This is a genomic window from Streptomyces sp. NPDC048018 (assembly GCF_043202995.1).
GTDB lineage: Bacteria > Actinomycetota > Actinomycetes > Streptomycetales > Streptomycetaceae > Streptomyces.
This window is the reverse complement of record NZ_JBIDBK010000004.1, coordinates 592,431-615,201: the sequence shown is the minus strand read 5'-3', so window position 1 is coordinate 615,201 and position 22,771 is coordinate 592,431. Positions and strand designations below refer to the sequence as shown.

The following is a 22,771-nucleotide window of genomic DNA, read 5'->3' as shown; positions in this document are numbered from 1 at the left end:
CTCATGACCGAACTCATCACGTCCGTCCTCGTGGCGAACCGGGGCGAGATCGCCTGCCGGATCTTCCGTACCTGCCGCGACCTCGGCATCGCGACGGTCGCCGTCCACTCCGACGCGGACGCCGACGCCCTGCACGTGCGGGAGGCGGACGCGGCCGTGCGGCTGCCCGGCGCGACGCCCGCGGAGACGTATCTGCGCGGCGACCTGGTGGTGCGGGCCGCGCTCGCCGCGGGCGCGGACGCCGTGCACCCCGGCTACGGGTTCCTGTCCGAGAACGAGGAGTTCGCGCGGGCCGTGACCGAGGCCGGCCTGGTGTGGATCGGGCCGCCGCCGGCCGCGATCGCGGCGATGGCGTCGAAGACCCGCGCCAAGGAACTCCTCGGCGTGGCCCCGCTCGCCGCCGCCGACGTCACCGGGGACGACCTGCCCGTCCTCGTGAAGGCGGCGGCCGGCGGCGGTGGACGCGGCATGCGCGTCGTCCGCGAACTGAGCGCACTGGAGACGGAGTTGGCGGCCGCCTCGGCCGAGGCCCTGAGCGCCTTCGGCGACGGCGAGGTGTTCGTCGAGCCGTACGTCGAGAACGGCCGGCACGTCGAGGTGCAGATCCTCGCCGACACGCACGGCACCGTGTGGACCCTCGGCACCCGCGACTGCTCCCTCCAGCGCCGCCACCAGAAGGTGATCGAGGAGGCCCCGGCACCGGGACTGCCCGCCGCGCTCGTCGAGGAGCTCTACGAGCGCTCGGCGGCGGCCGCGAAGGCCGTCGGCTACGTCGGCGCGGGCACGGTCGAGTTCCTGGTCGCCGGCGGCCGGGCGCACTTCCTGGAGATGAACACCCGCCTCCAGGTCGAGCACCCGGTCACCGAGGAGGTCCACGGCGTCGACCTCGTCGCCCTCCAGATCGCCGTCGCCGAGGGCGCCCCGCTGCCCGGCGAGCCTCCCGCGCCCCGCGGCCACGCCATCGAGGCGCGGCTCTACGCGGAGGACCCGGCGAGCGGCTGGACCCCGCAGACGGGCCTGCTGCACACGCTCGACATCCCCACCGGACCCGGGCTGCGCGTCGACACCGGCTACGTCTCCGGCGACACCGTCGGCGTCCACTACGACGCGATGCTCGCCAAGATCGTCGTCCACGCGCCCAGCCGCGCCGCGGCCGCCCGCACCCTCGCCCGCGCCCTGGAACGAGCCCGCCTGCACGGCCCCGCCACCAACCGCGACCTCCTCGTCGCCTCCCTCCGGCACCCCGACTTCACCGCCCCCGAGCGGCTGGGCACCGGCTTCTACGAGCGGCACCTGGCGGTGCTGACCGAGCCGCCCGCCGACGGGGCACCGGCCGCCGTGGCGGCGGCCCTCGCCGAGGCGGCCCGGGGGGCGAGCCGCTTCGGCGGCGGCTGGCGCAACCTCCGCTCGCAGGACGAGGTGAAGGTCTACGGCCCCCACGAGGTGCGTTACCGCCCCACCCGGGAGGGCGGCTACGAGGTGACGAGCCCGCCCGGCATCCGCGCGGTCGTGGTCACGCCCGACCGCGTACGCCTCGACGTCGGCGGCGTCGTACGGGACTTCGAGGTGGCGCGGCACGGGGACACCGCGTACGTGGGCCGCCACCGCCTCGCCGTGGCCCCCCGCTTCGCCGACCCGCGCGAACAGACCGCCCCCGGCTCCCTGCTCGCCCCCATGCCCGGCACCGTGGTCCGGGTCGCCGAGGGCCTCGCCGTCGGCGACCCGGTCGAGGCCGGGCAGCCGCTGCTCTGGCTGGAGGCCATGAAGATGGAGCACCGCGTCGTCGCCCCCGCCTCCGGCACGCTCACCGCGCTCCACGCCGCCCCCGGCCGCCAGGTCGAGGTCGGCACCCTGCTCGCCGTCGTGCAGACCGCTGTCGAACAGCCCGCCGTACCGACCGAAGCCCAGGAGGAAGACCCCGCATGAGCACTCTCCTCGAGTCCACGGAACACACCGCCCTCCGCGCCGCCGTCTCCGCCCTGGGCCACCGGCACGGCCCCGGCTTCGACCGGGCCGCGCTGTGGGCCGAGGCCGGGAAACTGGGCTACCTCGGCGTGAACCTGCCCGAGGAGTACGGCGGCGGGGGCGGCGGCATGGCCGAGCTGTCCATCGTCCTGGAGGAGGCCGGCGCGGCCGGCGCACCGCTCCTGATGATGGTGGTGTCCCCGGCGATCTGCGGCACGGTCATCGCCCGCTTCGGCACCGAGGAGCAGAAGCGGGCCTGGCTCCCCGGCCTGGCCGACGGCAGCCGCACCATGGCCTTCGGCATCACCGAGCCCGACGCCGGCTCCAACTCCCACCGCATCACCACCACCGCCGCCCGCACCGAGCAGGGCTGGGTCCTGAACGGGCGCAAGGTCTTCGTCTCCGGCGTCGACATCGCCGACGCGACCCTCGTCGTGGGCCGCACCTCCGACGCCCGCACCGGCAACCTCAAGGCGTGTCTGTTCATCGTCCCGCGCGACACCCCCGGCTTCGGACGCCGCCAGATCGACATGGAACTCGCCGCCGACGAGAAGCAGTTCGAACTGACCCTCGACGACGTGCACCTGCCCGCCGACGCCCTCGTCGGCGACGAGGACGCCGGCCTGCTCCAGCTCTTCGCCGGCCTCAACCCCGAGCGCATCATGACCGCCGCCTTCGCCATCGGCATGGGCCGCTACGCCCTCGCCCAGGCGGTGACGTACGCGAAGGAGCGCCAGGTCTGGAAGACCCCCATCGGCGCCCACCAGGCCATCGCGCACCCGCTCGCCCAGGCCCACATCGAACTCGAACTGGCCCGCCTGATGATGCAGAAGGCCGCCGCCCTCTACGACGCGGGGGACGACCTGGCGGCGGGCGAGGCCGCCAACATGGCCAAGTACGCCGCCGCCGAGGCCTGCGTCCGCGCCGTCGACCAGGCCGTCCACACCCTCGGCGGCAACGGCCTCACCCGCGAGTTCGGCCTCGCCCGCCTGATCACGGCGGCCCGCGTGGCCCGCATCGCCCCGGTCAGCCGCGAGATGATCCTGAACTACGTGTCGATCCACACCCTGGGGCTGCCGAAGTCGTACTGAGCCGGGTGGGCGCGCGGGTTCAGCCCAGGGGCGCCCCGGTCAGGGTGACGAGGTTGCGGAAGATCTCGACGTCGTGCTGACGGGCGGTGACCAGCACGCGCCGGCGCCCGGCCGCGTCGACGGCGTGACGGCGGGCGTGGATCCGGCAGGGCGCGTCGAGTTCGGCGTACCGGACGAAGGTGGTGTCCATGCCGACGACCAGGCTGGACAGGGGCGCGGTGACGGTCTGCGCCGCCTGACGGCTGGCCTCCAGCAGCAGCATGCCGGGGGCGTGGTCGACCGGGTGGTCGAAGAGGATGGGGTGGGTGGTGTCCACCCTGAGTAACCACCGGTGCGGCCGGCCGGCGGGGGAGAGGACGACGTCCGCGGCATGGGCGCGTCCGACGGAGGGGGCCGGCACCGGGGGCGCGGGCGGCAGCGCGCGGGCGTTGGCCAGCCCGATGTCGGCGTACCGTCCGCGCAGGCGCTCGTAGACGGCGCGGTCCTGGATGGCGAACCGGGTGCTGCTGGAGGCGAACAGCCGGCCCTCCCGGTACCCGAGCGCCGTCAGCAGCATGGACGCCGCCCTTCCCCGGCGGTACTTCACTTCCGTGCACGTGATGTGCAGCTCCACCTCGGTCTCCCGCTCGGCCGCTAACAGCGCCTCCGGGGCCAGCTCCCAGCGGAAGTCGTGCCACAGCAGCTGGTGGCCGAGCGGTATCCCGTACCCCACGTGCGAGATCAGCGGGAGCGTCTGCCGCACCGTCTCGCCGAGCAGCATCGGATCGTGCATCCCGTGCCGGGTGGCGTAGAAGTCGTGTGATGCGGGCCAGTGGGCCCGTACGACGAAGGCGTGGTCCCCCGTCCGCCGCCAGTCCGTGAGCAGGACCTCGTCCGGATTCGTCTTGTGCGTGTGCCCCTGCGTGACGGGGGTCGCGTCCCCGTGCTTCACGTCGACTCTGTGCTCAAGGTGCAGTTGTGACATGCCAGTTCTCCCCCTACTGACTCAACTGATGTGCCCTGACTGGCCATTGGCCGCCGCCGAATTTAACATAGTGGTGATTCTTTTTTTCATGACGGAAAGGTGAACGGATGAGCCGGGTCATGCAGGAGCGAGCGGTGCGAACGAGGGAGGTGCTCCTGCGTGCGGCGGCGGCGGTCTTCGACGAGGTCGGCTACCCGGGGGCGAGCATCACCAAGATCATCGACCGGGCCGGGGTGACGACCGGCGCGGTCTACTTCCACTTCCGCTCCAAGGAGGGCCTGGCCCGCGCCGTGATCCGGGAGCAGGCCGCCGATCTGGACTTCCCCGAGGGCGAGGCGGGCCTGCAGCGGCTCCTCGACCTGACCCTGTACCTGGCCGAACGGCTGCAGCACGACACCCTGCTGCGGGCCGGCGTCCGCCTCGCGGTGGAGCAGAGCGAGGCGGGGCTGCAGGAGTACTCGATCTACGAGTGGTGGGCCGACCGCTTCGCCCAGGACCTCGCGGCGGCCCGGGACCGGGACGAACTCCTTCCGGAGGCCGACGCCACGGTGTTCGCCACGACGCTGGTGGCCGCCTTCACCGGCTCGCAGATCATGTCGCGGCTCGCCACCGGCCGGGCCGACCTGCCCCAGCGCATCACGAACGTGTGGCGGTGCCTGCTGCCGGGGCTCGCTCCGGCCGACGTCATCGCGGGTCTGGAGTTCGCCGGCGGCGGCGGGGGCGCGCGATGACGACCGTCCTGCTGACCGGGGCCACCGGCTTCATCGGCTCCAAGGTGCTGGGCCGGCTCCTCGAGGCGGGCCGCGCGGGCCGCGAGGTCGAGGTCGTGGTGGCAGGACGCTCGGCGAACGTCCCCGGAGTGGACTGCCGACCTGCCGACCTCGCCGATCCGGCGTCGCTGCGCGGCCTCGCCCGGGACGTGGACGTTCTCGTGCACATGGCCGCCCTGGTCGTGGGCGACGAGGCCGCCTGCTCGGCGGTCAACCACCGCGGCACCGAGGCGCTCGTCGCCGAGGCCGGGCGGGCCGGTGTGCGCCGCATCGTCCAGCTGTCCACGGCGGCCGTCTACGGCGCGGGCCCACACCGCGGCATCACCGAGAACGAGGTCGTGCCCGCGCCGCTGTCCCCGGCCAGCCGGTCCCGCCTGGCGGGGGAGGCGGCGGTGCTGGCCGCGGGCGGCACGGTGCTGCGGCCCGGGCTGGTCACCGGAGCCGGCGACCGGTGGGTGGTGCCCACCCTCGCCGACCTGCTCACCCTGCTGCCCGCCCGCTGGGACGGCGGCCGCGGGCTGCTGTCCATGGTCGACGTGCACGACCTCGCCCGGCTCGTCGTGGCGCTCGTCCTGGCCCCGGACCCGGTGCCCACGGGCGTTCACCACGCCAGCCACCCCACGCCGGTGCGCAACGCGGACCTGATGGCCAGGCTGTCCGAGCTCGACGTCCTGCCGGCCGTGCCGGCGGACTGGTCGTGGCAGGAGTGCCTGGAGCGGCTCCGTGAGGGTCCCGGCGGTGTGAGCGAACGCCAGTTCGCGCTGCTGGCCGGCGACCACTGGTACCGCAGCGACGGGATCTGGATCGCGGCCCGTGCCACCGCGGGCCCGGGACCGCTGGCCCGCCTCGCGGCGGCGGCGCCGTGGTACCGCGCCTACCTGCGGCGACGGGCCGAGGCCGGCCGCGCGGCGGCGTGACGGAACGGACCTGGGGCAACCTGCCAAAGCCGTCACCGTGAACGGAGGATGAAGAAGGGTCCGCCGACCTCCCGGGTACGGTCGAGGCGTTGTGACGGGAGCCGGCCATAGGAGTGCGGGAGGAGCTGTGCAGCTCGTACGAAGTGCCGGGGACGCCCGGCCGGCCGGATCCGCCGCCCCGCCCCGGGACGCGCGGCCGTGGTGAGGCAGGTCCGGGCCCGGCTGACCCGCTCGGCCCTGATCACCGCCGCCGCCGGTGAGTTCGCCCGGCTCGGCTACGCCGGCGCCACCGTGGCGCGCATCAGCACCGCGGCGGGTGTGACCTCGGGCGCGCTGACCTTCCACTTCGTGTCCAAGGAAGACCTGGCCCGGGCGGTGGCCGACGTCGGCGTCGAGGCGGTCCGCTCCGCGGTGGGCGAGGTGGAGCGGCTGGCCGCCCCGGGTCTGGCCGCGGCCGAGCGTCTCACCCAGGTCCTCGCCGTCCTCCTGGAACAGGACGTGCACGTCCGGGCGACCGTACGCCTCCTGGACGAGTGTCCCGACGAGTGCCCCGAGGCGTGCGAGGCCTGGCGGGCGGCCTGGCGTCCGGCCCTCGACCACGCCCTGGACCGGGCCCGGGCGGGCGGAGCGGACGACGCGGTCGTGACCGACGTCCAGCTGCTGATCTCCTACCTGCTGGCCGGTGCCGGGGCACGGATCCGGGCCGGCCGATCGGTGGCGACGGTCCGGCACGACCTGGGCCGCCTGTGGCGGCGGTTCGCGGCCGGCCTCCCCGCCTGACGCCGCGCCGGTCCGACTCTTTCCGGCCCCGATCCGGCCCCGGTCCGGCCTCGGACCCTCACTGATCCGGCACCCGTCCGGCCTCGACCGCGCGGGGGACCAGGCCCCGTTCCGGCCCCGGTCCCGTACGGACCCGGCGCCGCTCCGGACCCGATTCCGTCCTGGTCCGTGCGTCACCGAACCCGCGTCCGGAGGGCGCGTGGGCGCTCGTCCCTGCCCCGGACGCGGCCTCGGCGCACCCGATCGACGGCCTGCCCTGCGAGTTGGCGAAGTCGAGGCCGAAAACGCCTCCCTCAGAAGAAAATAGTGCTCATTCTCTTTATTCTGATGCGCAGCCCACACGGAGCTGCCGCACCGAGAAAGGGAGAAGGCATGAGGGGGACAGCCGGATCCGGAGAATCGGATTCCGTCAGCCGGTTCACTGACCAGCTCTTCGGACACCTGCGCAGGATCGACCAACGCAGATGGGCCCACGCCTATGTGCTGGGTCTGCTCACCACGCCGGGAAAGAAGTCGATGCGCCGCCTGGCCGAGGCCGCGAGCGACTCGCCGACGGCGTCGCAGGCGCTGCACCAGTTCATCAACGAGAGCCCCTGGGACTGGACGCCGGTGTGCGACCGATTACGGCACTGGACCGAGGGCCGGGTGCGGCCCCGCGCCTGGACGGTCGCCCCGGTCGTCGTGCCCAAGCGGGGAGAGAAGTCCTGCGGTGTGCACCGGCGGTTCGTGCCGCACACCGGCCGCACCGTCAACTGCCAGGTGGGCACCGCCCTGTTCCTGTCGACCGACGAGGGCGACTTCCCGGTCGGCTGGAACCTCCTGCTGCCCGAGCCGTGGGTGCGGGGTGACCTGCGGGAGCGGGCCCGCGTCCCCGACGGGGCCGTGGCCCGGCCCGAGACGCACGTCCTGAGGCTGATCGAGCTGCTGACGCGGCCCTCGCGGCACGAGCCGGTCCCCGTCGTCGTCGACGTCGACGGCTACCTGGACGTGCGCCCACTGCTGCAGGGCCTGATCCGGGGTCGTCACGACTTCGTCGTCGCCGTCCCCGACGGCCTGCCGCTCGCCCCCTTCACCGCCGCCCGGCCCGTCCGCGCCCAGCCGAGGCCCGCGGCCCGCTTGCTGGCCGGCCCGGGCGGGCCGGAGCGGGCGGTGCGGGGCCCGGTCCGCCATCAGCTGGTGCAGCTGCCCTTCACACCGGGCGAGCAGCGGCCGCAGCCGTTCCGGCTGTTCGCGGGACCCGGCACCCGTGCCAACGGGCTCGGGCGGCTGTGGCTCACCAACATGGTGGACCGCACGGTCGGGGAACTCACGCGGTACGCGGAACGGACCGCGGGAGTCGGCGAGACCGTCGACCAGCTCGAGCGGCGCTTCGGTCTGAAGGACTTCGAGGGCCGTTCCTTCCCCGGCTGGCACCACCACATGACGCTCGTCTCGGCGGCCTTCGCCTACAGCCGGCTCGCGGCCGGCCCCGAGGCGTACGGCGCCCTCACGGTGCCCGGGGACTGGGCGCGGGAGGACGACTTCGGCCGGAGCGTGCACCTGCTCTCCGCGTAGCGGGCTCAGCAGATGAGGGGCCCGTGACCACCACCCCGGTGTGTCACGGGCCCCTCGTCCTGCTCGGGTCAGCCGAGCACCCCGGTCAGGGCCGTGGCGCGCGACGCGGCGGGGGAGCCGCCGGCGTCGTCGTCCGCCGCGGACGCGGTCCGGGTGCCGTACCGCAGGAAGTGCCGCACCCCGTCCGCGCACCGCAGCTGCCCCTTGACCAGGACCATGCCGTACACCCGGTCCCCGTCCTCGCGCCAGCACACCAGCGGGATGCGGTACGTGTCGCCCTCGGGCGTCGCGAAGACGGCCTCGTAGCCGGCCGCGTCCAGCAGGCTCACGCGTCCTCGCCCTTCGGCTCGGTGGCGAACAGGTGCCCGTAGTCGGTGATGCCGAAGGCGGTGTCGGCGGCGCCGGCCAGGTGCAGGGCGTGCCACATGATCACCTGGTTGGCGGTGACCACGTGGAATCCGAGCTCGGCCTCCAGGGGCTTGATGGTGCCCACGGCCCGGATCCCGTTGCCGGCGACGAGCACGGCGTCCGGACGGTGCGCGGCGACCGTGGTGCGGATCCACGCCGACAGGTTGTCCGGTGTGATGGCCTTCTGGTTCGACGGCAGTCCGCACGGTCCGTGGTGGACGACCTCGAACCCGAACTCGCGGAAGTAGTCGGCGCCCTGGCCCGAGAGCCGGTCGTCGAACCACGGGGGGTTGACCACCGCGATCCGACGCGCGCCCAGCGCATCGAACGCCGCCCGGGCGGCCTTCGTGGTGCCGGTGATCGGCAGGTCACGGGTGACGGGTCGCAGCCGCTCGTACAGCTCCCGCTCGCCCTGCGCCTTCAGCACGTAGCTGGAGGAGGTGAAGCCGAGGGTGAGCGCGTGCAGCGGGGACGCGGCGAGCAGCTCCACGGCCTGGTCGAGGTAGGGCGGCTCGACGAAGGCGCGCACGGGGTCGTGCGGGATCTTCTCGTCCATCTCGCCGCCCGCGCGCATCGCGGCGAAGTGGATGCGCGAGCCGTGGACGGACACGGAGGAGGGGGCGATGGCCTGCAGTTCGGCCTCCGGGCCGACGTCGGCGTGCGGCACGACGACGCCGATCCTGGTCGAGGCGTCCCAACCGTCGGTCGGAGAGGTGGCGTTGGACATGGGTGTGTCTCCTACCGCACGGAGGCGGACTCGTCGGCCAGGCTGCCGCCGCGGACGGTTCCGTTGCCGTCCGCGTCGAGGAACCCGGGGTGCTTGCTGCGCATCGAGGACATGACGAACTCGTAGGGGAGGTCGTCGAAGGCGCCGTGGTCGGTGAGGAACTCCATGGAGCCGCCGCCCTCGGCGTAGGGGTGGTAGAGGCTGTCGCTGACGCCGTCGAACTCCAGGGCCTCCATGCCGTACAGCTTGCACAGCATCTTGTTGAACACCGGGGTGGCCTTGACCCACCGGCCGTTCAGATAGACCTGGGCGAGGCCGTGGAAGAACACGTCGCCGCCGATGTGCTGCAGCAGACGCGGCGAGGCGAGGTGGTTGCGCACGTCGCCGTAGACGAGCCGGGAGGGGATGCCGAGGGCGCGCGCACAGGCCGCGTACAGCGCGGACTTGTGCAGGCAGAAGCCCTCCTTGGTGGTGGCGGTGTGCGAGGCCTTGAAGCCCTCCCGGGAGAGGGGGGCGCCGTAGACCTCGTAGAAGACGTCGTCGCGCACCGCGTAGTACAGCTCGATGGCGTTGGTCGTCCGGTCCGCGCCGCGGTCCTTGACGGCGTGGTCGATGAAGGCCTGCACCGCGTCGGTCTCGTAGTCGAGGAACTCGGTGGGCCGGGTGAGTCGTTCCAGCTGGTCGGTCATGTGGGTGTCCTGTCGGTCGAGGGCTCGGCCGGCGGCCGGTCGGTCAGAGACCGAGGAGCGTGGCGATGCGGTTGCGCTGGATCTCGGAGGTGCCCGAGTAGATCGTTCCGGCGATCGAGTTGCGCAGGTCGCGCTCGATGCCGTGCTCGGTGAGCACGCCGCGGCCGCCGTGGATCTGCACCGCGTCCAGCGCGGTCTGCACGTTGGCCTCGGACACGATCGTCTTCGTGGCCGCCAGGTCGAGTGCGGCGTCCTGACCCGCCTCGACCTTCGCGCCGGTGTCGGCGAGCCACTTGCGGGCCGTCTCGACCCGCATCTTCATGTCGGCGATCTTGTGGGAGACGGCCTGGTAGGAGCCGATGGGCTGCCCGAACTGGTGGCGCTCGCGGGCGAACGCGATGGTCTGCTCCAGACGCCTGGTCATCTCGCCCAGCGTGATGGAGAAGCCGAAGAGCACCTCGCGCTTCATCACGTGGTCGAGGACGAGGAAGCCGGTGCCTTCCTGCCCGACCCGCTGACGGACGGGAACGCGCAGCTCGTCGAAGGAGAGCGTGCCGACCGGGCTGGTGCGCAGCCCGATCTTGTCCATCGCGGGGCCCGCGGTCAGGCCGGGCGTGCCGGCTTCGACGAGCAGGGTGGTGAGGCCGAAGGGCCCCGGCTTGCCGGTGCGTACGTACAGCAGGAACAGGTCGGCGACGGGGGCGTTCGTGATGAACATCTTGCCGCCGCTGACCACGTAGTGGTCGCCGTCGCGGCGGGCGACGGCGGACAGGTTCAGCGCGTCCGATCCGCCGGACTCCTCCGTGATCGCGTGCGCGGTGATCGCCTCGCCGGACATGATCCTCGGCAGGTACCGCTCCTTCAGCTCCTGGCTGCCGAAGCGCTGCAGCGGCACGCCCACGGAGACGATCTGGGTGGAGGCGGAGAAGGACAGGCCGGCGTCGTGGGAGACGTAGCCCAGGCCCTCCAGCGCGCGCATGGTCGCCGTCACGCCGTGACCGGCGCCTCCGAACTCCGGTGCGAAGTGGGTGCGCAGGAGACCGGTCTCCTGCAGGACCTTCCACTTGTCGTGCGGGAAGGCGCCCGTCGCGTCCAGCTCGCGGGTGTCCGCGTTGAGCTGCTGGGCCCACGGGGCGGTGAGGGTGAAGAGGTCGTCGGTCAAGGCGGGTCCTAGGTCGGCAGTGGTCGGGTGACGGGCCCGGGTCCGGGCCGGCCCGCGGCGGGGGGAGGGAAGGCGGGCCGGCCCGGACCGGGCGGCTCAGTACTGCGAGAAGCCGTCCTCGGACAGGGTGTGCCTCTCGTTGCCGACGATCGGCGGGTTGAAGATCGACACCAGGTGCAGGTCCTCGTAGTCGGAGGCGACGAGGTAGTGCGGGTCGTGCTTGTCGAGGACGTAGATGGTGCCCGGCAGGATCTTGTGACGGGTGCCGTCCTTCTCCACGACCTCGCCGGAACCGCCGATGCAGTAGCAGGCCTCCAGGTGGTTGCGGTACTGGAGGGCGCTGGTGGTGCCCTGGCGCACGATCGTGTCGCAGACCGCGAAGCCCATGCCGTCGGACTCGGTCAGCAGCCGGGTGCTCAGGCCGTTGCCCCACTCGACGGGAGCGACGTCATCGAGGCTGCGAGTGAACATGTCCGGTTCTCCTTGGGTTGATGAGGGGTGTTCGGTGCTCGGTGGTGCTCGGTGGTGCTCGGTGGTGCCGGGTGCCTCGGCGCCGGGTGCGGCGGAGGTCAGGCGGCGTGGGCCGGGGCGTGCGCCTCGACGAGGGCCGTGATGGAGTCGAGGGTGCGGAAGTCGTCCGGCGTGAACTCGATGTCCTCGACGGGTATGTCGAAGGCCTGGGTGAGGTGCGAGAGCAGGCGCACCAGGCCGAGGCTGTCGATGACGCCGGAGTCGATCAGGTCGTAGTCCCCGGTCAGGTCCGAGGTGTCCTCCCCGGCGAGGAACTGGGCCACGACGTAGGCGCGGATCTCACCGGCGATGTCCGTGGTGCTCATGCGTCGATCTCCTTCATACGGTTCTGCTTGATGAGGTTTCGGTCGGGCTTGCCGGTCGAAGTGCGGGGCAGCGGCGTGTCGGTGAGGTGCACCGAGGCCGGTATGGCGTGACGGGGCAGGTGCCGGCCCGAGTGGGTGCGCAGGCGCAGGCTGGTGAGTCCGGTGCCCGGACGGCGGGTGACGTGGGCGTGCAGCCGGACACCGGCCTCCGGGTCGGGCAGCGGTACGACGACGGCCTCGGCGACGTCGGGGTGGGCCGCGAGCACGCTCTCGACCTCCTGGAGGTTCGTGCGCACCCCCCTGACCTTCACGTGCCAGTCCGCGCGGCCTTCGAGGACGTACAGGCCGTCGGCGTCGCGCGAGACGATGTCGCCGGTGCGGTAGAAGTCGCGGCCGTCGAGGCGGGTGAACGCGGTCTCGTTCAGCTCCCGGCGCAGGTAGCCGCCGGTCTGGAACGGCGTGGCCACCAGCAGCTCGCCGGTGCCCGGCCCCTCCACCCGCCGCCCGTCCGCGTCCAGGACGAGGGCTTCGGTGCCGCGGACGGGGCGGCCGATGGGCATCGGCCCGGTCGCCGCGGGGTCGACGCGGTGGAGGAAGGAGTCGTTGGTCTCCGTGCAGCCGAACACGTTGTGGAAGGCGGCGCCGGGGAACGCGGACGCGATCGGGGCCAGCAGGTCGGCGGGCAGCCGGTCCCCGGTGAAGACGGCGTGGCGCACGGTGTCGAAGGTGTCGCCGCCGGCCTCGCCGCGGCCCGCACGGCCCTCCAGGAGCAGCCTGTACATCATCGGCACGCCCTGGACGAAGGTGAGCCGGTGTTCGGCGGCGAGCGCGGCCAGGTGCCCGGCGTCGGCGGCCCGCTCCTTGTCCACCAGCACCACGGACGCGCCGAGGCGCAGGAAGGTCCAGATGTCGAGGAGGGCGAGGTCGAAGTTGAGGGGCGCGTACGACAGCGCCGTCTCGCCCGGCGTCAGGGCGAACTCCTCGACGGCCCAGTCGGCGAAGGCGTCGAACCCGGCGGCCTCGATCGGGACGATCTTGGGGGTGCCGGTCGAGCCGGACGTGGTCAGCAGCAGACGCGTCCGCTCCGGATCCGGCGTGGCGAATCCCGCGGCCTCGTCCTCGTCGGGCGCCACGGGCGTCGCGTCGAGGACGCCCTCGGCGTCGACGGCCAGCAGGTGGCGGACCCGGGCCTGGCGGGCGAGCCGATCGAGGGCGGCGCTGCCCAGGTCGGGGGAGGGGGCCAGCGCGATGTGGCCCTCGTGGCAGACGGCGAGCAGCAGGGCGATGGTCTGCGGCGTCTTGTGCGCCGGCACACACACGGTGCTGCCCGCCGGCAGGCCGAGGTGGTGCAGTCGGCCGCGCAGGTCCTGCGTCAGCTCGTGGAGTCGGCCGTAGGTGACGGCCTGATCGTGGAAGTGGAGCGCGATGCTGTGGGGCCGGTGGTGACCGTGGACGGCGACGGTCTCGGCCAAGCGGGGCGATGGCACGGCGGATTCCTTGCGGTCGGCTCAGCCGCGACGAGAAGAGTCGCTCGGCTGTTCGAATCGTGCGGTGTCGAGCACGAAGGTATCCGGACAACTGCATGCTTGGTCAAGCACTTACTTGGCGAAGTCGGCGTGACGCAACCCACTCAGTTTTGCTTGATCAAGCAAGGATCTGTGATGCGGAATCCGCCGCGGCGCCCCCTCTGCGCCGCGACGCGGTGCGGCCGTCCGTAACCGGAATGTCACCGGTGTCGGACGGCCGCACCGCGTCGCGGGGCCGTGCTCTGGGGTCTGTGGGTGTGTCGTGCCGTGCGGTCGGGTCGCGAGAGGGGGGCCGTCAGTCCTGCGGCGTGCGCAGCGCCCGGACCGTGGGGCCGAGCAGGGGATCGGCGGCGAAGGTGTTCAGCGCCGACGACAGCACTTCCGCGTAGGTGGCGCGCGCGGCCTCGTAACGCTGCCGGCCCTCGTCCGTGATGACCGCGTAGACGCCCCGCTTGTCCGAGGGGCAGAGGTCCTTGAAGGCGAAGCCCGCCGACTCCAGCCGGCCCACCAGGCGCGTCACCGACGACTGGGTGAGGCCCACCTTGTCGGCCAGGTCCTGCATGCGCAGCTCGCTCGTGTCGGAGCGGTGCAGGTATTCGAGGGAGCGGAACTCCGACAGGCCGATCGCGTGCCGGCGCTGCAGTGCCACCGTCAGCTCGCGTTCCACGTGCGCATGGAGGGCGAGGACGCGGTTCCACACGGCGTGATCGGAGTTGCGCTGGGCTGCGAGGGGTGGAGTTGCCATAGATGCGTCCTCACGGGAGTGGCTGTTTGACAGCAGAGTACATGCTCATGCAAGCTCCTGCCGTTTCCCCGATTGCACCCCAGGGAGTAATCGGCCACCATGTTTTTGCATGCACAAGCAATGAAGCGAAGGGACCCCCCTCATGCAGTGGCTCTACCTCGCCATCGCCGTCGTCTTCGAGATCGGCGTCGCACTCGCGGCCGGCAAGGCCGAAGGCTTCAAGAACCGGAAGTGGACCGCCGTGACCCTGGTCAGCGGCGCCCTGGGCACCTACTTCCTCAGCCGGGCCCTGCTGACGTTCAACGTCGGGGTCGGCTACGCCCTGTGGACCTCGGTCTCCGGCGTCGGCATCACGCTCCTCGGTGCCCTGCTCTTCGGTCAGAAGCTCAACTGGAGCAAGGCCCTGGGCATCGTGGTCATCATCGTCGGAGTCGTCGGTCTCCAGCTCAGCGGCGCCGCCTGAGCCCGCGCCCGCGCCGTCCCCTGCCCCGTAACCCCCAGGCCTCCACGCCCTCCCGAAAGGAACTCCGCTCATGTCCTCGACCCACACGCCCAACGGCTCCGCGGCCAACGCCTGGCTCATGCTCCTGCTCGCCGGTGTGTTCGAGATCGGCTACGCGCTCTCGGTCGGCGGAAGCCACGGCTTCACCCGCCTGACCTGGTCGCTGGTGGCCGTCGTCTTCTTCCTGCTGACCCTGTGGGCGCTGAGCGTCGCCCTGAAGACCATCGACGTCGGCACCGGCTACGCCGTGTGGGCGGGCATCGGAGCCGCCGGAGCCGCGGCACTCGGTCCCGTCTTCTTCGACGAGGGGCTCAACCTCGTCCAGTCCGTGTGGCTCGCCGTCATCATCGCCGGCGTCGTCTGGCTGAAGCTCGCGGACAAGACCAGCGGCGCGGACGACACCCAGGAGACGGCCGAGCGGCCGCAGGAGGTCCGCAGCGCGAGCGTCTGAGGCGTACGGCACCCCCGGGCAGCCCGCGGCCGGAACGACGGGCCGCCCCGGGTGCGCCGACCGCCTGGTATCCCCGCCGACGGCCCTCGTCCCCCAAGGACCCACTTCCCATGTCACGTGACACACTCGGCCGGCTCACCTCCCACGTGGAGGAAGCGGTCAGGATCAGCCGACAGCACGTCGCCGAGGGCGGCATCCCCTTCTCCGGGATCGTCGTACGCGACGGCCACGTCCTGGGCACCGGTTTCAACCGCGTCGCCGAGGACAACGACCCCACCGCCCACGCCGAGGTCGTCGCCCTGCGCGAGGCGACGCGCAAGGCCGGCAGGTTCGGCGTCGCGGGGGCGACCCTCATCGCCTCGGGCGAGCCCTGCGCCCTGTGCTACATGGCGGCCCTCTACTTCAACGTCGAGCACATCGTGTACGCCGCCGACCGCACGACCGCGGCCGCCTACGGCTTCGACTACGCCGGCTCGTACGCCATCTTCTCCAACGACCCCACCACGTGGCCGCTCAAGGTGACGCACGCCCCCGTCGAGGGGCACGAAGTGCCGTTCCAGGAGTTCCTGACCGGCCAGAAAGGCCGGATGCGGTGAGTGACCAGGCAGTGAACGACCAGGCAGTGAGCGACCAGGCAGTGAACGAACAGGCAGTGAAAGAACAGGCATTGACCGGCCAGGCGGTGAGCGACCGGCCGACGAGCGGTGCACCGGCGGGTGACCGACCGGTGAACAAGCCGGTGAAGATCCGGATCTGGTCCGACTACGTCTGCCCCTTCTGCATGCTGGCGGAGGGCCCGCTGGAAGAGGCGGCCGAGGGCCTCGACGTCGAGATCGAGTGGATGCCCTTCGAGCTGCGGCCTCACCCGCACCCCACCCTGCGGCCCGAGGACGCGTACCTGCCCGCCATCTGGCAGCGCGCCGTCTACCCCATGGCGCGGCGCATGGGCGTCGACATCACGCTGCCCACCGTCTCCCCGCAGCCCTACACGCGGCTCGCGTTCGAGGGCTACCAGTACGCCGTCGCACAGGGCAGGGGCGCCGAGTACACCGCCCGCATGTTCCGCGCCTTCTTCCAGGAGGACCGGGACCTCGGGCAGACGGACGTCCTCGTCCGGCTCGCGGAGGAGATCGGCCTGGACGGCGCGGCGTTCCGTACGGCGCTGGACGACGGCACGTACGGTGCCGCCCACCAGGACGCCCTGCGCGAGGCCGCCGCCCACCGCATCCAGTCCGTGCCCACCCTCCTCGTCGGCGACACCCGCATCGAAGGCGTTCCCGGCGTTGCCCAGCTGCGCAAGGCGATCCTCGACGCACAGGCGGCGCAGGACGGCCAGGACGCGGTGCACGGAGCGGCCTGCAGCGTGGACGGGGGCTGCTGACATGAGCATCCGCGCCCACTTCACCCCGGCCACCGAGTTACCCGGCACCGAACCGGGCCGGCACGTCCTGGCCACGGTCACCTACGGCGACACCGCCCGCCTCGCCTTCACCGCCCACGGCAACCCCGACCTGACCGTGCCCATGGCCGTCACGGGCGGCGGCGAACCGTTCCGCGAGGTGTGGACCGTGGCCGGCCGCCCCCGCTGGGCCCTGCGCGACGACCTCGCCTACGCCCACGACGGCCACCACCTGTTCATCGCCGGGATCCTGCCGGAACAGGACGTCTACACGCCCCCGGTCCGCGCCCTGTACGAGAAGGCGTTCGCGCTCGCGAGCCACCTCGACTACGGGCACGTCTTCCGGATGTGGAACTTCGTCGGCGACATCGTCGGCACCAACGCCGAGGGCATGGAGGTCTACCAGGACTTCGTCCAGGGCCGGGCCCAGGCCTTCCGGACCCACCTCGGCGACGGCACCGCCCAGCTGCCCGCCGCCACCGGCATCGGCACCCAGGGCCGCGGCATATCCTTCGTCCTGCTCGCCTCCCGCGGGGGAGCGCCCCGCCACCTGGAGAACAGCAACCAGACGGCCGCGTACCACTATCCCGACCAGTACGGTCCCAAGCCGCCCAGCTTCGCCCGGGCCACCCTCCTGGACGACGCCCTCTACGTCTCGGGCACCGCCTCCATCCTCGGCCACGAGACCGTCCACCGGGGCGACGTGCGCCGACAGACCCGCCAGACGCTGGACAACATCGCCCACCTCATCTCCCGCGACAACCTCGCGCCGCAGGGCGTCGACGCCGACCACGGCCTCAAGGACCTCCGGCTGATCAAGGTCTACGTGCGGCACGACGGCGACATCCCGGCGGTCCGTGAGGTCTGTGAGGAGACGCTCGGCGCCGGCGTCGAGGTGAAGTACCTCAACGTCGCCGTCTGCCGCGACGACCTCCTCGTCGAGATCGAGGGCATCGTCCCCGGGGCGGGGTGGAACCTGTGACCGAGCTGAAAGTGGGCATCGTCCTGCCCGGGCGCGAGTCCGTCATCGACGACGGCCCCTACCCCGAGAACCTCGCCTCCATAGCGGCCCTGGCCGAGGAGAGCGGCTTCGACTCCGTGTGGGCGGGCGAGTCCCCGCTGGCCCGCTCCCGGATGAACCCGTTGCTCGCCCTCACCGCGGCCGCCACCGCCACCGAGCGCCTGCAGCTGGGGACCGCCGTCCTCATGCCGCTGCGCCCGCCCGTTCATCTGGCCCACGAACTCGCGTGCCTCGACAGGATGTCGGGCGGCCGGCTCGTCGCGGGCATCGGATCCGGATTCGCCTCGCCGGCCACGGAGCGCGAATTCGGCAACTACGGGATCGACTTCACCACCCGCCTCGGGCGCATGCGCGAGACCGTCGAGATCTGTCAGGCGCTGTGGGCGGCCAAGGGCGACCCGGTCTCCTACGAGGGACGGCACTACCGGCTCCGGGACGCCGCCCTGCTGCCCGTACCGCACCAGCCGCAGGGCCCCCCGCTGTGGATCGCCCATTCCGGGCCCAAGATGCTGCAACGGGCGGGGCAGCGGTTCGACGGCTGGATGCCCACCTCGACCACGCCCGAGAAGTACGCCGAGGGCTGGAACCAGGTCGACGCCGCGCGCCGGGAGGCGGGCCGCCCGGACGGGGCCGTCACCGGAGCCGTCTACCTCTCCGTCGCGGTCGACCGGACCAGGGAGCAGGCCGAGGAGACCCTCTGGTCCTACTTCCAGGCCTATTACGGACTGCCCCTCACCACCATGCGCACGACCCAGGGCATCTTCGGCGGCACTCCCGGCGAGGTCGCCGACTGGCTGGGGCGGTACGTCGCGAACGGCGCCCGCCACCTGATCCTGCGCCTGCCCACCGGCGAGCTGACGGAGGCCGGCTACCGCGCCGCGGTACGGCGCACGGCGGACGAACTGCTCCCCCTCCTCCGCGACCTGTGACGCGCGGACCCCGGCGGTCCTGGGATGTCTGGGCAGCGGCGTGGCCGATCACGGCCGTGTTCATGCTGTCCAACATCCCGACCCCGCTCCTCGGCCTGTGGCAGCACCGCATCGGCTACTCCACCGGCACCACGACCGTGATCTTCGCCGCCTACATCGGAGGCCTGCTCCTGGCCCTCCCCTTCACCGGGGCGCTCGCCGACCGGTACGGCGCCCGCCGCGTCCTGGGCCCCGCCCTGGCGGCCGCCCTCGTCTCCTGTGTCCTGTTCATGGCGGCGGGTCACGTCCTCACCCTGATCGTCGCGCGGCTGCTCACCGGAGTGGCCGTCGGCGCCGTCCTCTCGGCCGGCACCGCCGCCGTCGTCCACGTCGGCGGCCCCGGGCGCCGCGCCCAGGCGTCCCTGGCCGCGTCCGTCTCCATCGGCACCGGCCTCGCGGCGGGCCCGCTGGTGGGCGGGGCCGTCTCCCAGTACCTGGGCGCCCCCACCGTCACCGCCTTCGTGGCCGAGGGCCTGCTGCTGCTGTCCGCCGCGGCCGTCGTCCACCTGCTCCTGCCCCGCCCCGCTCCCGCCGGACGGCACGGCCACGGCCCCGGATGGCTGCGCCTGCCCTCCGTGCCCCCCGCCAACCGGCGCGGCCTCGTCACGAGCCTCATGGCCTACGCCCCCGGCATGACGGGAACCTCGCTGCTGCTCGCCCTGGGCCCCACCCTGCTCGGCTCGCTCCTGCACACCTCCGACCGCCTGGTCACCGGCGGTATCGGCTTCCTGATGTTCGGGGCGTCCACCGCGGTCCAGTTCCTCGCCAAGAGGCTGCCGACGGGGCGCGTCCTGACCCTCGCGGGAGTCGTCACCGGGCTGGCCATGCTCGGCACGGCCGCCGCGGTCCACTCCCGGTCCCTCACCGCCCTGGGCTGCGCCGCGATCCTCGCGGGCGCCGGCCAGGGCATGAGCCAGTACGGCGGCTTCACCCGGCTGGCCACCGAGGTCCCCCCGCCCCGTCTCGCCGAGGCCAACGCCGCGCTCAGCGCGGGCGGTTACCTGTTCGCGGGCATCCTGCCCATCCTGACGGGATACGCCATCGACGCCACCGACGTCGTCACGGCCTCCACGGCCTTCGCGACCCTCATCGCGGCGGCCGCGCTCGCCGGGACCCTGGTGATCCGGACGGCGGGCCGCGAGGCGGTCGCCTCGTAGGGGTGCGGCGGGCACGTCGAGAGCCGCCCGCGGGGGCGGAGCGGCCCCGGGCCGGGTTCCGGGGCCGCTCCGGCCCCCACGTCGAATCATGCATGCGCGCTTGCTTGTTCTGCGTCCGGCTGCCAGGGTCCTGCCAAGACCTTCCGGGGTCTTCCCGAGCCGTACCCGTACAAGCCGTTCCGTCGCCACCACCCACCCAGAGTCAGGGGCCACGCGCGCATGGTGTTCTGCAGCGAGTACGAGGATGTCCCGGTCGCCTCCCTCCCCATCCACGACGCCGTCCTCGGCCGCGCCGCCGAGTTCGGCGACCTGCCGGCGCTGATCGACGGCGCCGGCGGAGACGGGGCGCTCACCCTCACCTACGGACAGGTCGACGCCTTCCACCGGCGGGTCGCCGCGGGGCTCGCCGAGGCGGGTGTCCGGCAGGGCGACGTGCTCGCGCTGCACAGCCCCAACACCGTGCTGTTCCCGGTCGCGTTCTACGCCGCCACCCGCGCCGGTGCGTCCGTCACCACCGTGCATCCCCTGGCCACGCCCGAGGAGTTCGCCAAGCAGCTGCGCGACTCGGCCGTCCGGTGGATCGTCACCGTGTCGCCGCTGCTCGCCACCGCCCGCGCGGCGGCCGAACTCGCGGGCGGCATCGAGGAGGTCTTCGTCTGCGACGCCGCGCCGGACGGGGACGGCGCCCGCTCGCTCCAGGCCTTCCTCGGTTCCACCGCGCCCGAGCCGGAGCCCGTCCTGGACCCCGCGACGGACGTCGCGGCGCTGCCGTACTCCTCCGGCACCACCGGCGTCCCCAAGGGCGTGATGCTCACCCACGCCTCCATCGCCACCAACCTCGCCCAGCTCGAACCGTTCATGCCGATGGGTCCGGGCGACCGCATCCTGGCCGTCCTGCCCTTCTTCCACGTGTACGGGCTGACCGCCCTGATGAACGCGCCGCTGCGGCGCGGCGCCACCGTCGTCGTGCTGCCCCGCTTCGAGCTCGACGGCTTCCTCGCCGCCATCGAACGGCACCGCATCAACGCCCTCTACGTGGCGCCGCCGATCGTCCTCGCGCTCGCCAAGCACCCGGCGGTCGCGCAGTACGACCTGTCGTCCCTGAAGTACATCGTCAGCTCCGCGGCACCGCTCGACGCGGCGCTCGCCGAGGCCTGTTCGGCGCGGCTCGGGCTGCCGCCGATCCTCCAGGCGTACGGCATGACCGAACTGTCCCCGGCCACGCACCTGGTGCCGCTCTCCGCGGAGAACCCGCCGCCCGGCACGGTCGGCAAGCTGCTGCCGGCCACCGAGATGCGGCTCGTCGCCCTCGACGACCCGGCGAAGGACGCCGGGCCCGGCGAGGAGGGCGAGATCGCCATCCGCGGCCCGCAGGTGATGAAGGGCTACCTCGGCCGGCCCGAGGCCACCGCCGCCATGGTCGACGCGGACGGCTGGCTGCACACCGGGGACGTCGGGTGGGTCGACGAGGACGGCTGGCTGTACGTCGTGGACCGGGTGAAGGAGCTCATCAAGTACAAGGGCTTCCAGGTGGCCCCGGCGGAACTGGAGGCGCTGCTGCTCACCCACGAGGGAATCGCGGACGCCGCCGTCATCGGCGTGACGGACGCGGACGGCACCGAGATGCCCAAGGCGTTCGTGGTCCGCCAGCCGGCCGCGGCCGGCCTGGGCGGCGAGGACGTCATGGCGTACGTGGCCGAGCGCGTCGCCCCGTACAAGAAGATCCGGCACGTGGAGTTCATCGACACCGTGCCCCGAGCGGCGTCGGGCAAGATCCTGCGCCGGGAACTGAGGGACCGCGCATGAGCACGGAAACGAGCCTCGTCGGCATCGCCACCGAGCGGGGGATCACCACCCTGACCCTGGACTCCCCGGCCAACCGCAACGCGCTCTCGGCGCCCCTGGTGACCGAGCTCGCGGACGCGCTCAGCGCGTGCGGCAAGGACCCCGGTGTCCGGGCGGTGGTCCTCGGTCACACCGGCGCCACCTTCAGCGCGGGAGCCGACCTCAAGGCCCCGCCGGGGCCGTACGCCTTCGTGGAACTGCTCCGGCAGATCGTCGCGCTGCCGAAACCGGTGGTCGGCGTCGTCGACGGGCACGCCCGGGCCGGCGGCCTCGGAATCCTCGGCGCCTGCGACATCGTCCTGGCCTCGGAGGGCTCGGACTTCGCGCTCACGGAGGTCCGGATCGGGGTCGCGCCCGCGGTGATCTCGCTGACGCTGCTGCCGAAGCTGGAGCCCCGCGCGGCCGCCCGCCACTACCTGACCGGCGAACGGTTCGGTACGGCCCAGGCCCGCGCCATGGGCCTCGTGACGGCCGGCACGGAGGAACTGGACGCGATCCTCGACGGGCTGCGCGGCGCCTCCCCGCAGGGGCTGCGCGAGGCGAAGCGGCTGGTCACGGCTAAAGTCCTGGAGACCTTCGAGCGCGACGCGGAGGAGCTGGTCCAGCTCTCCGCCTCGCTGTTCGCCTCGGCCGAGGCGCGTGAAGGGATGACGGCCTTCCTCGAACGACGGGACCCGACGTGGCGGCTCTGACCGGCCCCAAGCAGGACCGGAGCCGCGCCACCCGGCAGCGGCTCCTGGAGGCGGCGGTGGCCTGCCTGGCCGAGCACGGCTGGGCGGGCTCCACCGTCTCGGCGGTCGCCGAACGGGCCGGGGTGTCCCGGGGCGCCGCCCAGCACCACTTCCCGACCCGGGAGGACCTGTTCACGGCCGCCGTCGAGTACGTCGCCGAGGAACGCTCCCAGGCCCTGCGCACCCTGCCCCCCCAGAACCGCCGGGCGGTCGTCGCAGCCCTGGTCGACCTCTACACCGGCCCCCTCTTCCGGGCCGCCCTCCATCTGTGGGTCGCCGCCTCCAACGAGGACCAGCTGCGCGCCCGCGTCACCGAACTGGAGGCCCGGGTGGGCCGCGAGTCCCACCGCATCGCCGTCGAGCTGCTCGGAGCGGACGAGTCCCGCCCGGGGGTGCGCGAATCCGTCCAGGGCCTTCTGGACATGGCCCGCGGCCTCGGCCTCGCCACCCTCCTGACCGACGACCGCGCCCGGCGCGAACGGGTCGTGGCCCAGTGGGCGACCCTGCTGGACGAAGCCCTGAGCTGAGGGCTCGGCCCTGCGCCCGCCCCGCCCGCCCTGCCG

25 protein-coding genes are annotated in these 22,771 nt (G+C 72.8%); 16 read left to right on the top strand and 9 right to left on the bottom strand.

All coding sequences use genetic code 11. From position 1 onward, the window contains the following. Positions 1-3 precede the first annotated feature (3 nt). A complete protein-coding gene (locus ACGF1Z_RS18810) occupies positions 4-1,926 on the top strand; it encodes a biotin carboxylase N-terminal domain-containing protein (RefSeq protein WP_393005238.1) in 1,923 nt (640 codons plus the stop codon). Next, positions 1,923-3,056: an acyl-CoA dehydrogenase family protein gene (locus ACGF1Z_RS18805; RefSeq protein WP_393005236.1), complete on the top strand. Its 1,134-nt coding sequence runs from the start codon at positions 1,923-1,925 to the stop codon at positions 3,054-3,056. Before ACGF1Z_RS18810 ends, ACGF1Z_RS18805 begins: the two co-directional genes overlap by 4 nt. Before the next feature lie 19 nt (positions 3,057-3,075). On the opposite strand, the gene ACGF1Z_RS18800 is transcribed toward ACGF1Z_RS18805, so the two are convergent. Further along, a complete protein-coding gene (locus ACGF1Z_RS18800) occupies positions 3,076-4,020 on the bottom strand; it encodes a ScbA/BarX family gamma-butyrolactone biosynthesis protein (protein ID WP_393005234.1) in 945 nt (314 codons plus the stop codon). 134 nt (positions 4,021-4,154) lie between these two features. Between ACGF1Z_RS18800 and ACGF1Z_RS18795 the strand changes: the two genes are divergently transcribed. The 4 genes from ACGF1Z_RS18795 to ACGF1Z_RS18780 all read left to right on the top strand — a co-directional run bounded on the left by ACGF1Z_RS18795 (position 4,155) and on the right by ACGF1Z_RS18780 (position 8,041). Continuing rightward, positions 4,155-4,751 carry a ScbR family autoregulator-binding transcription factor gene (locus ACGF1Z_RS18795; protein WP_393005232.1) on the top strand — a complete coding sequence of 199 codons (597 nt, stop codon included), beginning with the start codon at positions 4,155-4,157 and terminating at the stop codon, positions 4,749-4,751. After that, positions 4,748-5,707 (top strand): NAD-dependent epimerase/dehydratase family protein, encoded by a 960-nt coding sequence (locus ACGF1Z_RS18790; protein ID WP_393005230.1) that lies wholly within the window; start codon positions 4,748-4,750, stop codon positions 5,705-5,707. Before ACGF1Z_RS18795 ends, ACGF1Z_RS18790 begins: the two co-directional genes overlap by 4 nt. A 198-nt stretch (positions 5,708-5,905) precedes the next feature. Further along, the gene (locus tag ACGF1Z_RS18785) at positions 5,906-6,487 is read left to right on the top strand and encodes a TetR family transcriptional regulator (RefSeq protein ID WP_393005228.1); all 582 of its coding nucleotides are present in this window, start codon (positions 5,906-5,908) and stop codon (positions 6,485-6,487) included. Positions 6,488-6,859: 372 nt separating this feature from the next. Next, a complete protein-coding gene (locus tag ACGF1Z_RS18780; protein WP_393005226.1) occupies positions 6,860-8,041 on the top strand; it encodes an IS701 family transposase in 1,182 nt (393 codons plus the stop codon). A 68-nt stretch (positions 8,042-8,109) separates the two neighbouring features. On the opposite strand, the gene ACGF1Z_RS18775 is transcribed toward ACGF1Z_RS18780, so the two are convergent. From ACGF1Z_RS18775 to ACGF1Z_RS18740, 8 genes are all read right to left on the bottom strand, one after another. Further along, a complete protein-coding gene (locus ACGF1Z_RS18775; protein ID WP_393005224.1) occupies positions 8,110-8,370 on the bottom strand; it encodes a DUF6253 family protein in 261 nt (86 codons plus the stop codon). Further along, positions 8,367-9,176 (bottom strand): maleate cis-trans isomerase, encoded by an 810-nt coding sequence (locus ACGF1Z_RS18770; RefSeq protein ID WP_393005222.1) that lies wholly within the window; start codon positions 9,174-9,176, stop codon positions 8,367-8,369. The genes ACGF1Z_RS18775 and ACGF1Z_RS18770 overlap by 4 nt, the downstream gene beginning before the upstream one ends. 11 nt (positions 9,177-9,187) lie before the next feature. Continuing rightward, positions 9,188-9,865, bottom strand: a complete 678-nt coding sequence (locus tag ACGF1Z_RS18765; RefSeq protein WP_393005220.1) for a transglutaminase family protein — start codon at positions 9,863-9,865, stop codon at positions 9,188-9,190. Positions 9,866-9,908: 43 nt separating this feature from the next. Beyond that, positions 9,909-11,027: an acyl-CoA dehydrogenase family protein gene (locus tag ACGF1Z_RS18760; RefSeq protein WP_393005217.1), complete on the bottom strand. Its 1,119-nt coding sequence runs from the start codon at positions 11,025-11,027 to the stop codon at positions 9,909-9,911. A gap of 96 nt (positions 11,028-11,123) precedes the next feature. Further along, complete coding sequence (locus ACGF1Z_RS18755; protein WP_393005215.1) at positions 11,124-11,498, bottom strand: ectoine synthase; 375 nt, start codon at positions 11,496-11,498, stop codon at positions 11,124-11,126. 98 nt (positions 11,499-11,596) lie between these two features. Beyond that, positions 11,597-11,863 (bottom strand): acyl carrier protein, encoded by a 267-nt coding sequence (locus ACGF1Z_RS18750; RefSeq protein WP_393005213.1) that lies wholly within the window; start codon positions 11,861-11,863, stop codon positions 11,597-11,599. After that, positions 11,860-13,350 carry an AMP-binding protein gene (locus tag ACGF1Z_RS18745; RefSeq protein ID WP_393005211.1) on the bottom strand — a complete coding sequence of 497 codons (1,491 nt, stop codon included), beginning with the start codon at positions 13,348-13,350 and terminating at the stop codon, positions 11,860-11,862. The genes ACGF1Z_RS18750 and ACGF1Z_RS18745 overlap by 4 nt, the downstream gene beginning before the upstream one ends. 334 nt (positions 13,351-13,684) lie before the next feature. Next, the gene (locus ACGF1Z_RS18740) at positions 13,685-14,134 is read right to left on the bottom strand and encodes a MarR family winged helix-turn-helix transcriptional regulator (RefSeq protein WP_393005209.1); all 450 of its coding nucleotides are present in this window, start codon (positions 14,132-14,134) and stop codon (positions 13,685-13,687) included. A 142-nt stretch (positions 14,135-14,276) separates the two neighbouring features. Between ACGF1Z_RS18740 and ACGF1Z_RS18735 the strand changes: the two genes are divergently transcribed. From ACGF1Z_RS18735 to ACGF1Z_RS18690, 10 genes are all read left to right on the top strand, one after another. Then, entirely contained in the window at positions 14,277-14,597 is a 321-nt protein-coding gene (locus ACGF1Z_RS18735) for a DMT family transporter (protein ID WP_393005207.1), read from the top strand. Positions 14,598-14,667: 70 nt separating this feature from the next. Then, positions 14,668-15,087: a DMT family transporter gene (locus tag ACGF1Z_RS18730; RefSeq protein ID WP_393005205.1), complete on the top strand. Its 420-nt coding sequence runs from the start codon at positions 14,668-14,670 to the stop codon at positions 15,085-15,087. A gap of 110 nt (positions 15,088-15,197) precedes the next feature. Further along, positions 15,198-15,683 carry a nucleoside deaminase gene (locus tag ACGF1Z_RS18725; RefSeq protein WP_393005203.1) on the top strand — a complete coding sequence of 162 codons (486 nt, stop codon included), beginning with the start codon at positions 15,198-15,200 and terminating at the stop codon, positions 15,681-15,683. A 131-nt stretch (positions 15,684-15,814) separates the two neighbouring features. After that, positions 15,815-16,468: a DsbA family protein gene (locus ACGF1Z_RS18720; protein ID WP_393005201.1), complete on the top strand. Its 654-nt coding sequence runs from the start codon at positions 15,815-15,817 to the stop codon at positions 16,466-16,468. Position 16,469: 1 nt separating this feature from the next. Further along, positions 16,470-17,468, top strand: a complete 999-nt coding sequence (locus tag ACGF1Z_RS18715; protein ID WP_393005199.1) for an FkbO/Hyg5 family chorismatase — start codon at positions 16,470-16,472, stop codon at positions 17,466-17,468. Then, positions 17,465-18,436 carry an LLM class flavin-dependent oxidoreductase gene (locus ACGF1Z_RS18710; protein ID WP_393005197.1) on the top strand — a complete coding sequence of 324 codons (972 nt, stop codon included), beginning with the start codon at positions 17,465-17,467 and terminating at the stop codon, positions 18,434-18,436. The genes ACGF1Z_RS18715 and ACGF1Z_RS18710 overlap by 4 nt, the downstream gene beginning before the upstream one ends. 62 nt (positions 18,437-18,498) lie before the next feature. Continuing rightward, entirely contained in the window at positions 18,499-19,632 is a 1,134-nt protein-coding gene (locus ACGF1Z_RS18705) for an MFS transporter (RefSeq protein WP_393005195.1), read from the top strand. A 219-nt stretch (positions 19,633-19,851) separates the two neighbouring features. Further along, positions 19,852-21,438, top strand: a complete 1,587-nt coding sequence (locus ACGF1Z_RS18700) for a 4-coumarate--CoA ligase family protein (RefSeq protein ID WP_393005193.1) — start codon at positions 19,852-19,854, stop codon at positions 21,436-21,438. Next, a complete protein-coding gene (locus tag ACGF1Z_RS18695) occupies positions 21,435-22,169 on the top strand; it encodes an enoyl-CoA hydratase family protein (protein WP_393005191.1) in 735 nt (244 codons plus the stop codon). The genes ACGF1Z_RS18700 and ACGF1Z_RS18695 overlap by 4 nt, the downstream gene beginning before the upstream one ends. Beyond that, a complete protein-coding gene (locus ACGF1Z_RS18690) occupies positions 22,157-22,735 on the top strand; it encodes a TetR/AcrR family transcriptional regulator (RefSeq protein WP_393005189.1) in 579 nt (192 codons plus the stop codon). Before ACGF1Z_RS18695 ends, ACGF1Z_RS18690 begins: the two co-directional genes overlap by 13 nt. Positions 22,736-22,771 lie beyond the last annotated feature (36 nt).

Bases quoted from the DNA above. Each gene is read 5' to 3' on its own strand.
- ACGF1Z_RS18705 (WP_393005195.1), top strand. From the start codon at position 18,499: ATGCTGTCCAACATCCCGACCCCGCTCCTCGGCCTGTGGCAGCACCGC.
- ACGF1Z_RS18750 (WP_393005213.1), bottom strand. From the start codon at position 11,863: ATGAGCACCACGGACATCGCCGGTGAGATCCGCGCCTACGTCGTGGCC.
- ACGF1Z_RS18730 (WP_393005205.1), top strand. From the start codon at position 14,668: ATGTCCTCGACCCACACGCCCAACGGCTCCGCGGCCAACGCCTGGCTC.
- ACGF1Z_RS18695 (WP_393005191.1), top strand. From the start codon at position 21,435: ATGAGCACGGAAACGAGCCTCGTCGGCATCGCCACCGAGCGGGGGATC.
- ACGF1Z_RS18725 (WP_393005203.1), top strand. From the start codon at position 15,198: ATGTCACGTGACACACTCGGCCGGCTCACCTCCCACGTGGAGGAAGCG.
- ACGF1Z_RS18805 (WP_393005236.1), top strand. From the start codon at position 1,923: ATGAGCACTCTCCTCGAGTCCACGGAACACACCGCCCTCCGCGCCGCC.
- ACGF1Z_RS18810 (WP_393005238.1), top strand. From the start codon at position 4: ATGACCGAACTCATCACGTCCGTCCTCGTGGCGAACCGGGGCGAGATC.
- ACGF1Z_RS18800 (WP_393005234.1), bottom strand. From the start codon at position 4,020: ATGTCACAACTGCACCTTGAGCACAGAGTCGACGTGAAGCACGGGGAC.
- ACGF1Z_RS18770 (WP_393005222.1), bottom strand. From the start codon at position 9,176: ATGTCCAACGCCACCTCTCCGACCGACGGTTGGGACGCCTCGACCAGG.
- ACGF1Z_RS18715 (WP_393005199.1), top strand. From the start codon at position 16,470: ATGAGCATCCGCGCCCACTTCACCCCGGCCACCGAGTTACCCGGCACC.
- ACGF1Z_RS18735 (WP_393005207.1), top strand. From the start codon at position 14,277: ATGCAGTGGCTCTACCTCGCCATCGCCGTCGTCTTCGAGATCGGCGTC.
- ACGF1Z_RS18780 (WP_393005226.1), top strand. From the start codon at position 6,860: ATGAGGGGGACAGCCGGATCCGGAGAATCGGATTCCGTCAGCCGGTTC.
- ACGF1Z_RS18755 (WP_393005215.1), bottom strand. From the start codon at position 11,498: ATGTTCACTCGCAGCCTCGATGACGTCGCTCCCGTCGAGTGGGGCAAC.
- ACGF1Z_RS18790 (WP_393005230.1), top strand. From the start codon at position 4,748: ATGACGACCGTCCTGCTGACCGGGGCCACCGGCTTCATCGGCTCCAAG.
- ACGF1Z_RS18765 (WP_393005220.1), bottom strand. From the start codon at position 9,865: ATGACCGACCAGCTGGAACGACTCACCCGGCCCACCGAGTTCCTCGAC.
- ACGF1Z_RS18700 (WP_393005193.1), top strand. From the start codon at position 19,852: ATGGTGTTCTGCAGCGAGTACGAGGATGTCCCGGTCGCCTCCCTCCCC.
- ACGF1Z_RS18740 (WP_393005209.1), bottom strand. From the start codon at position 14,134: ATGGCAACTCCACCCCTCGCAGCCCAGCGCAACTCCGATCACGCCGTG.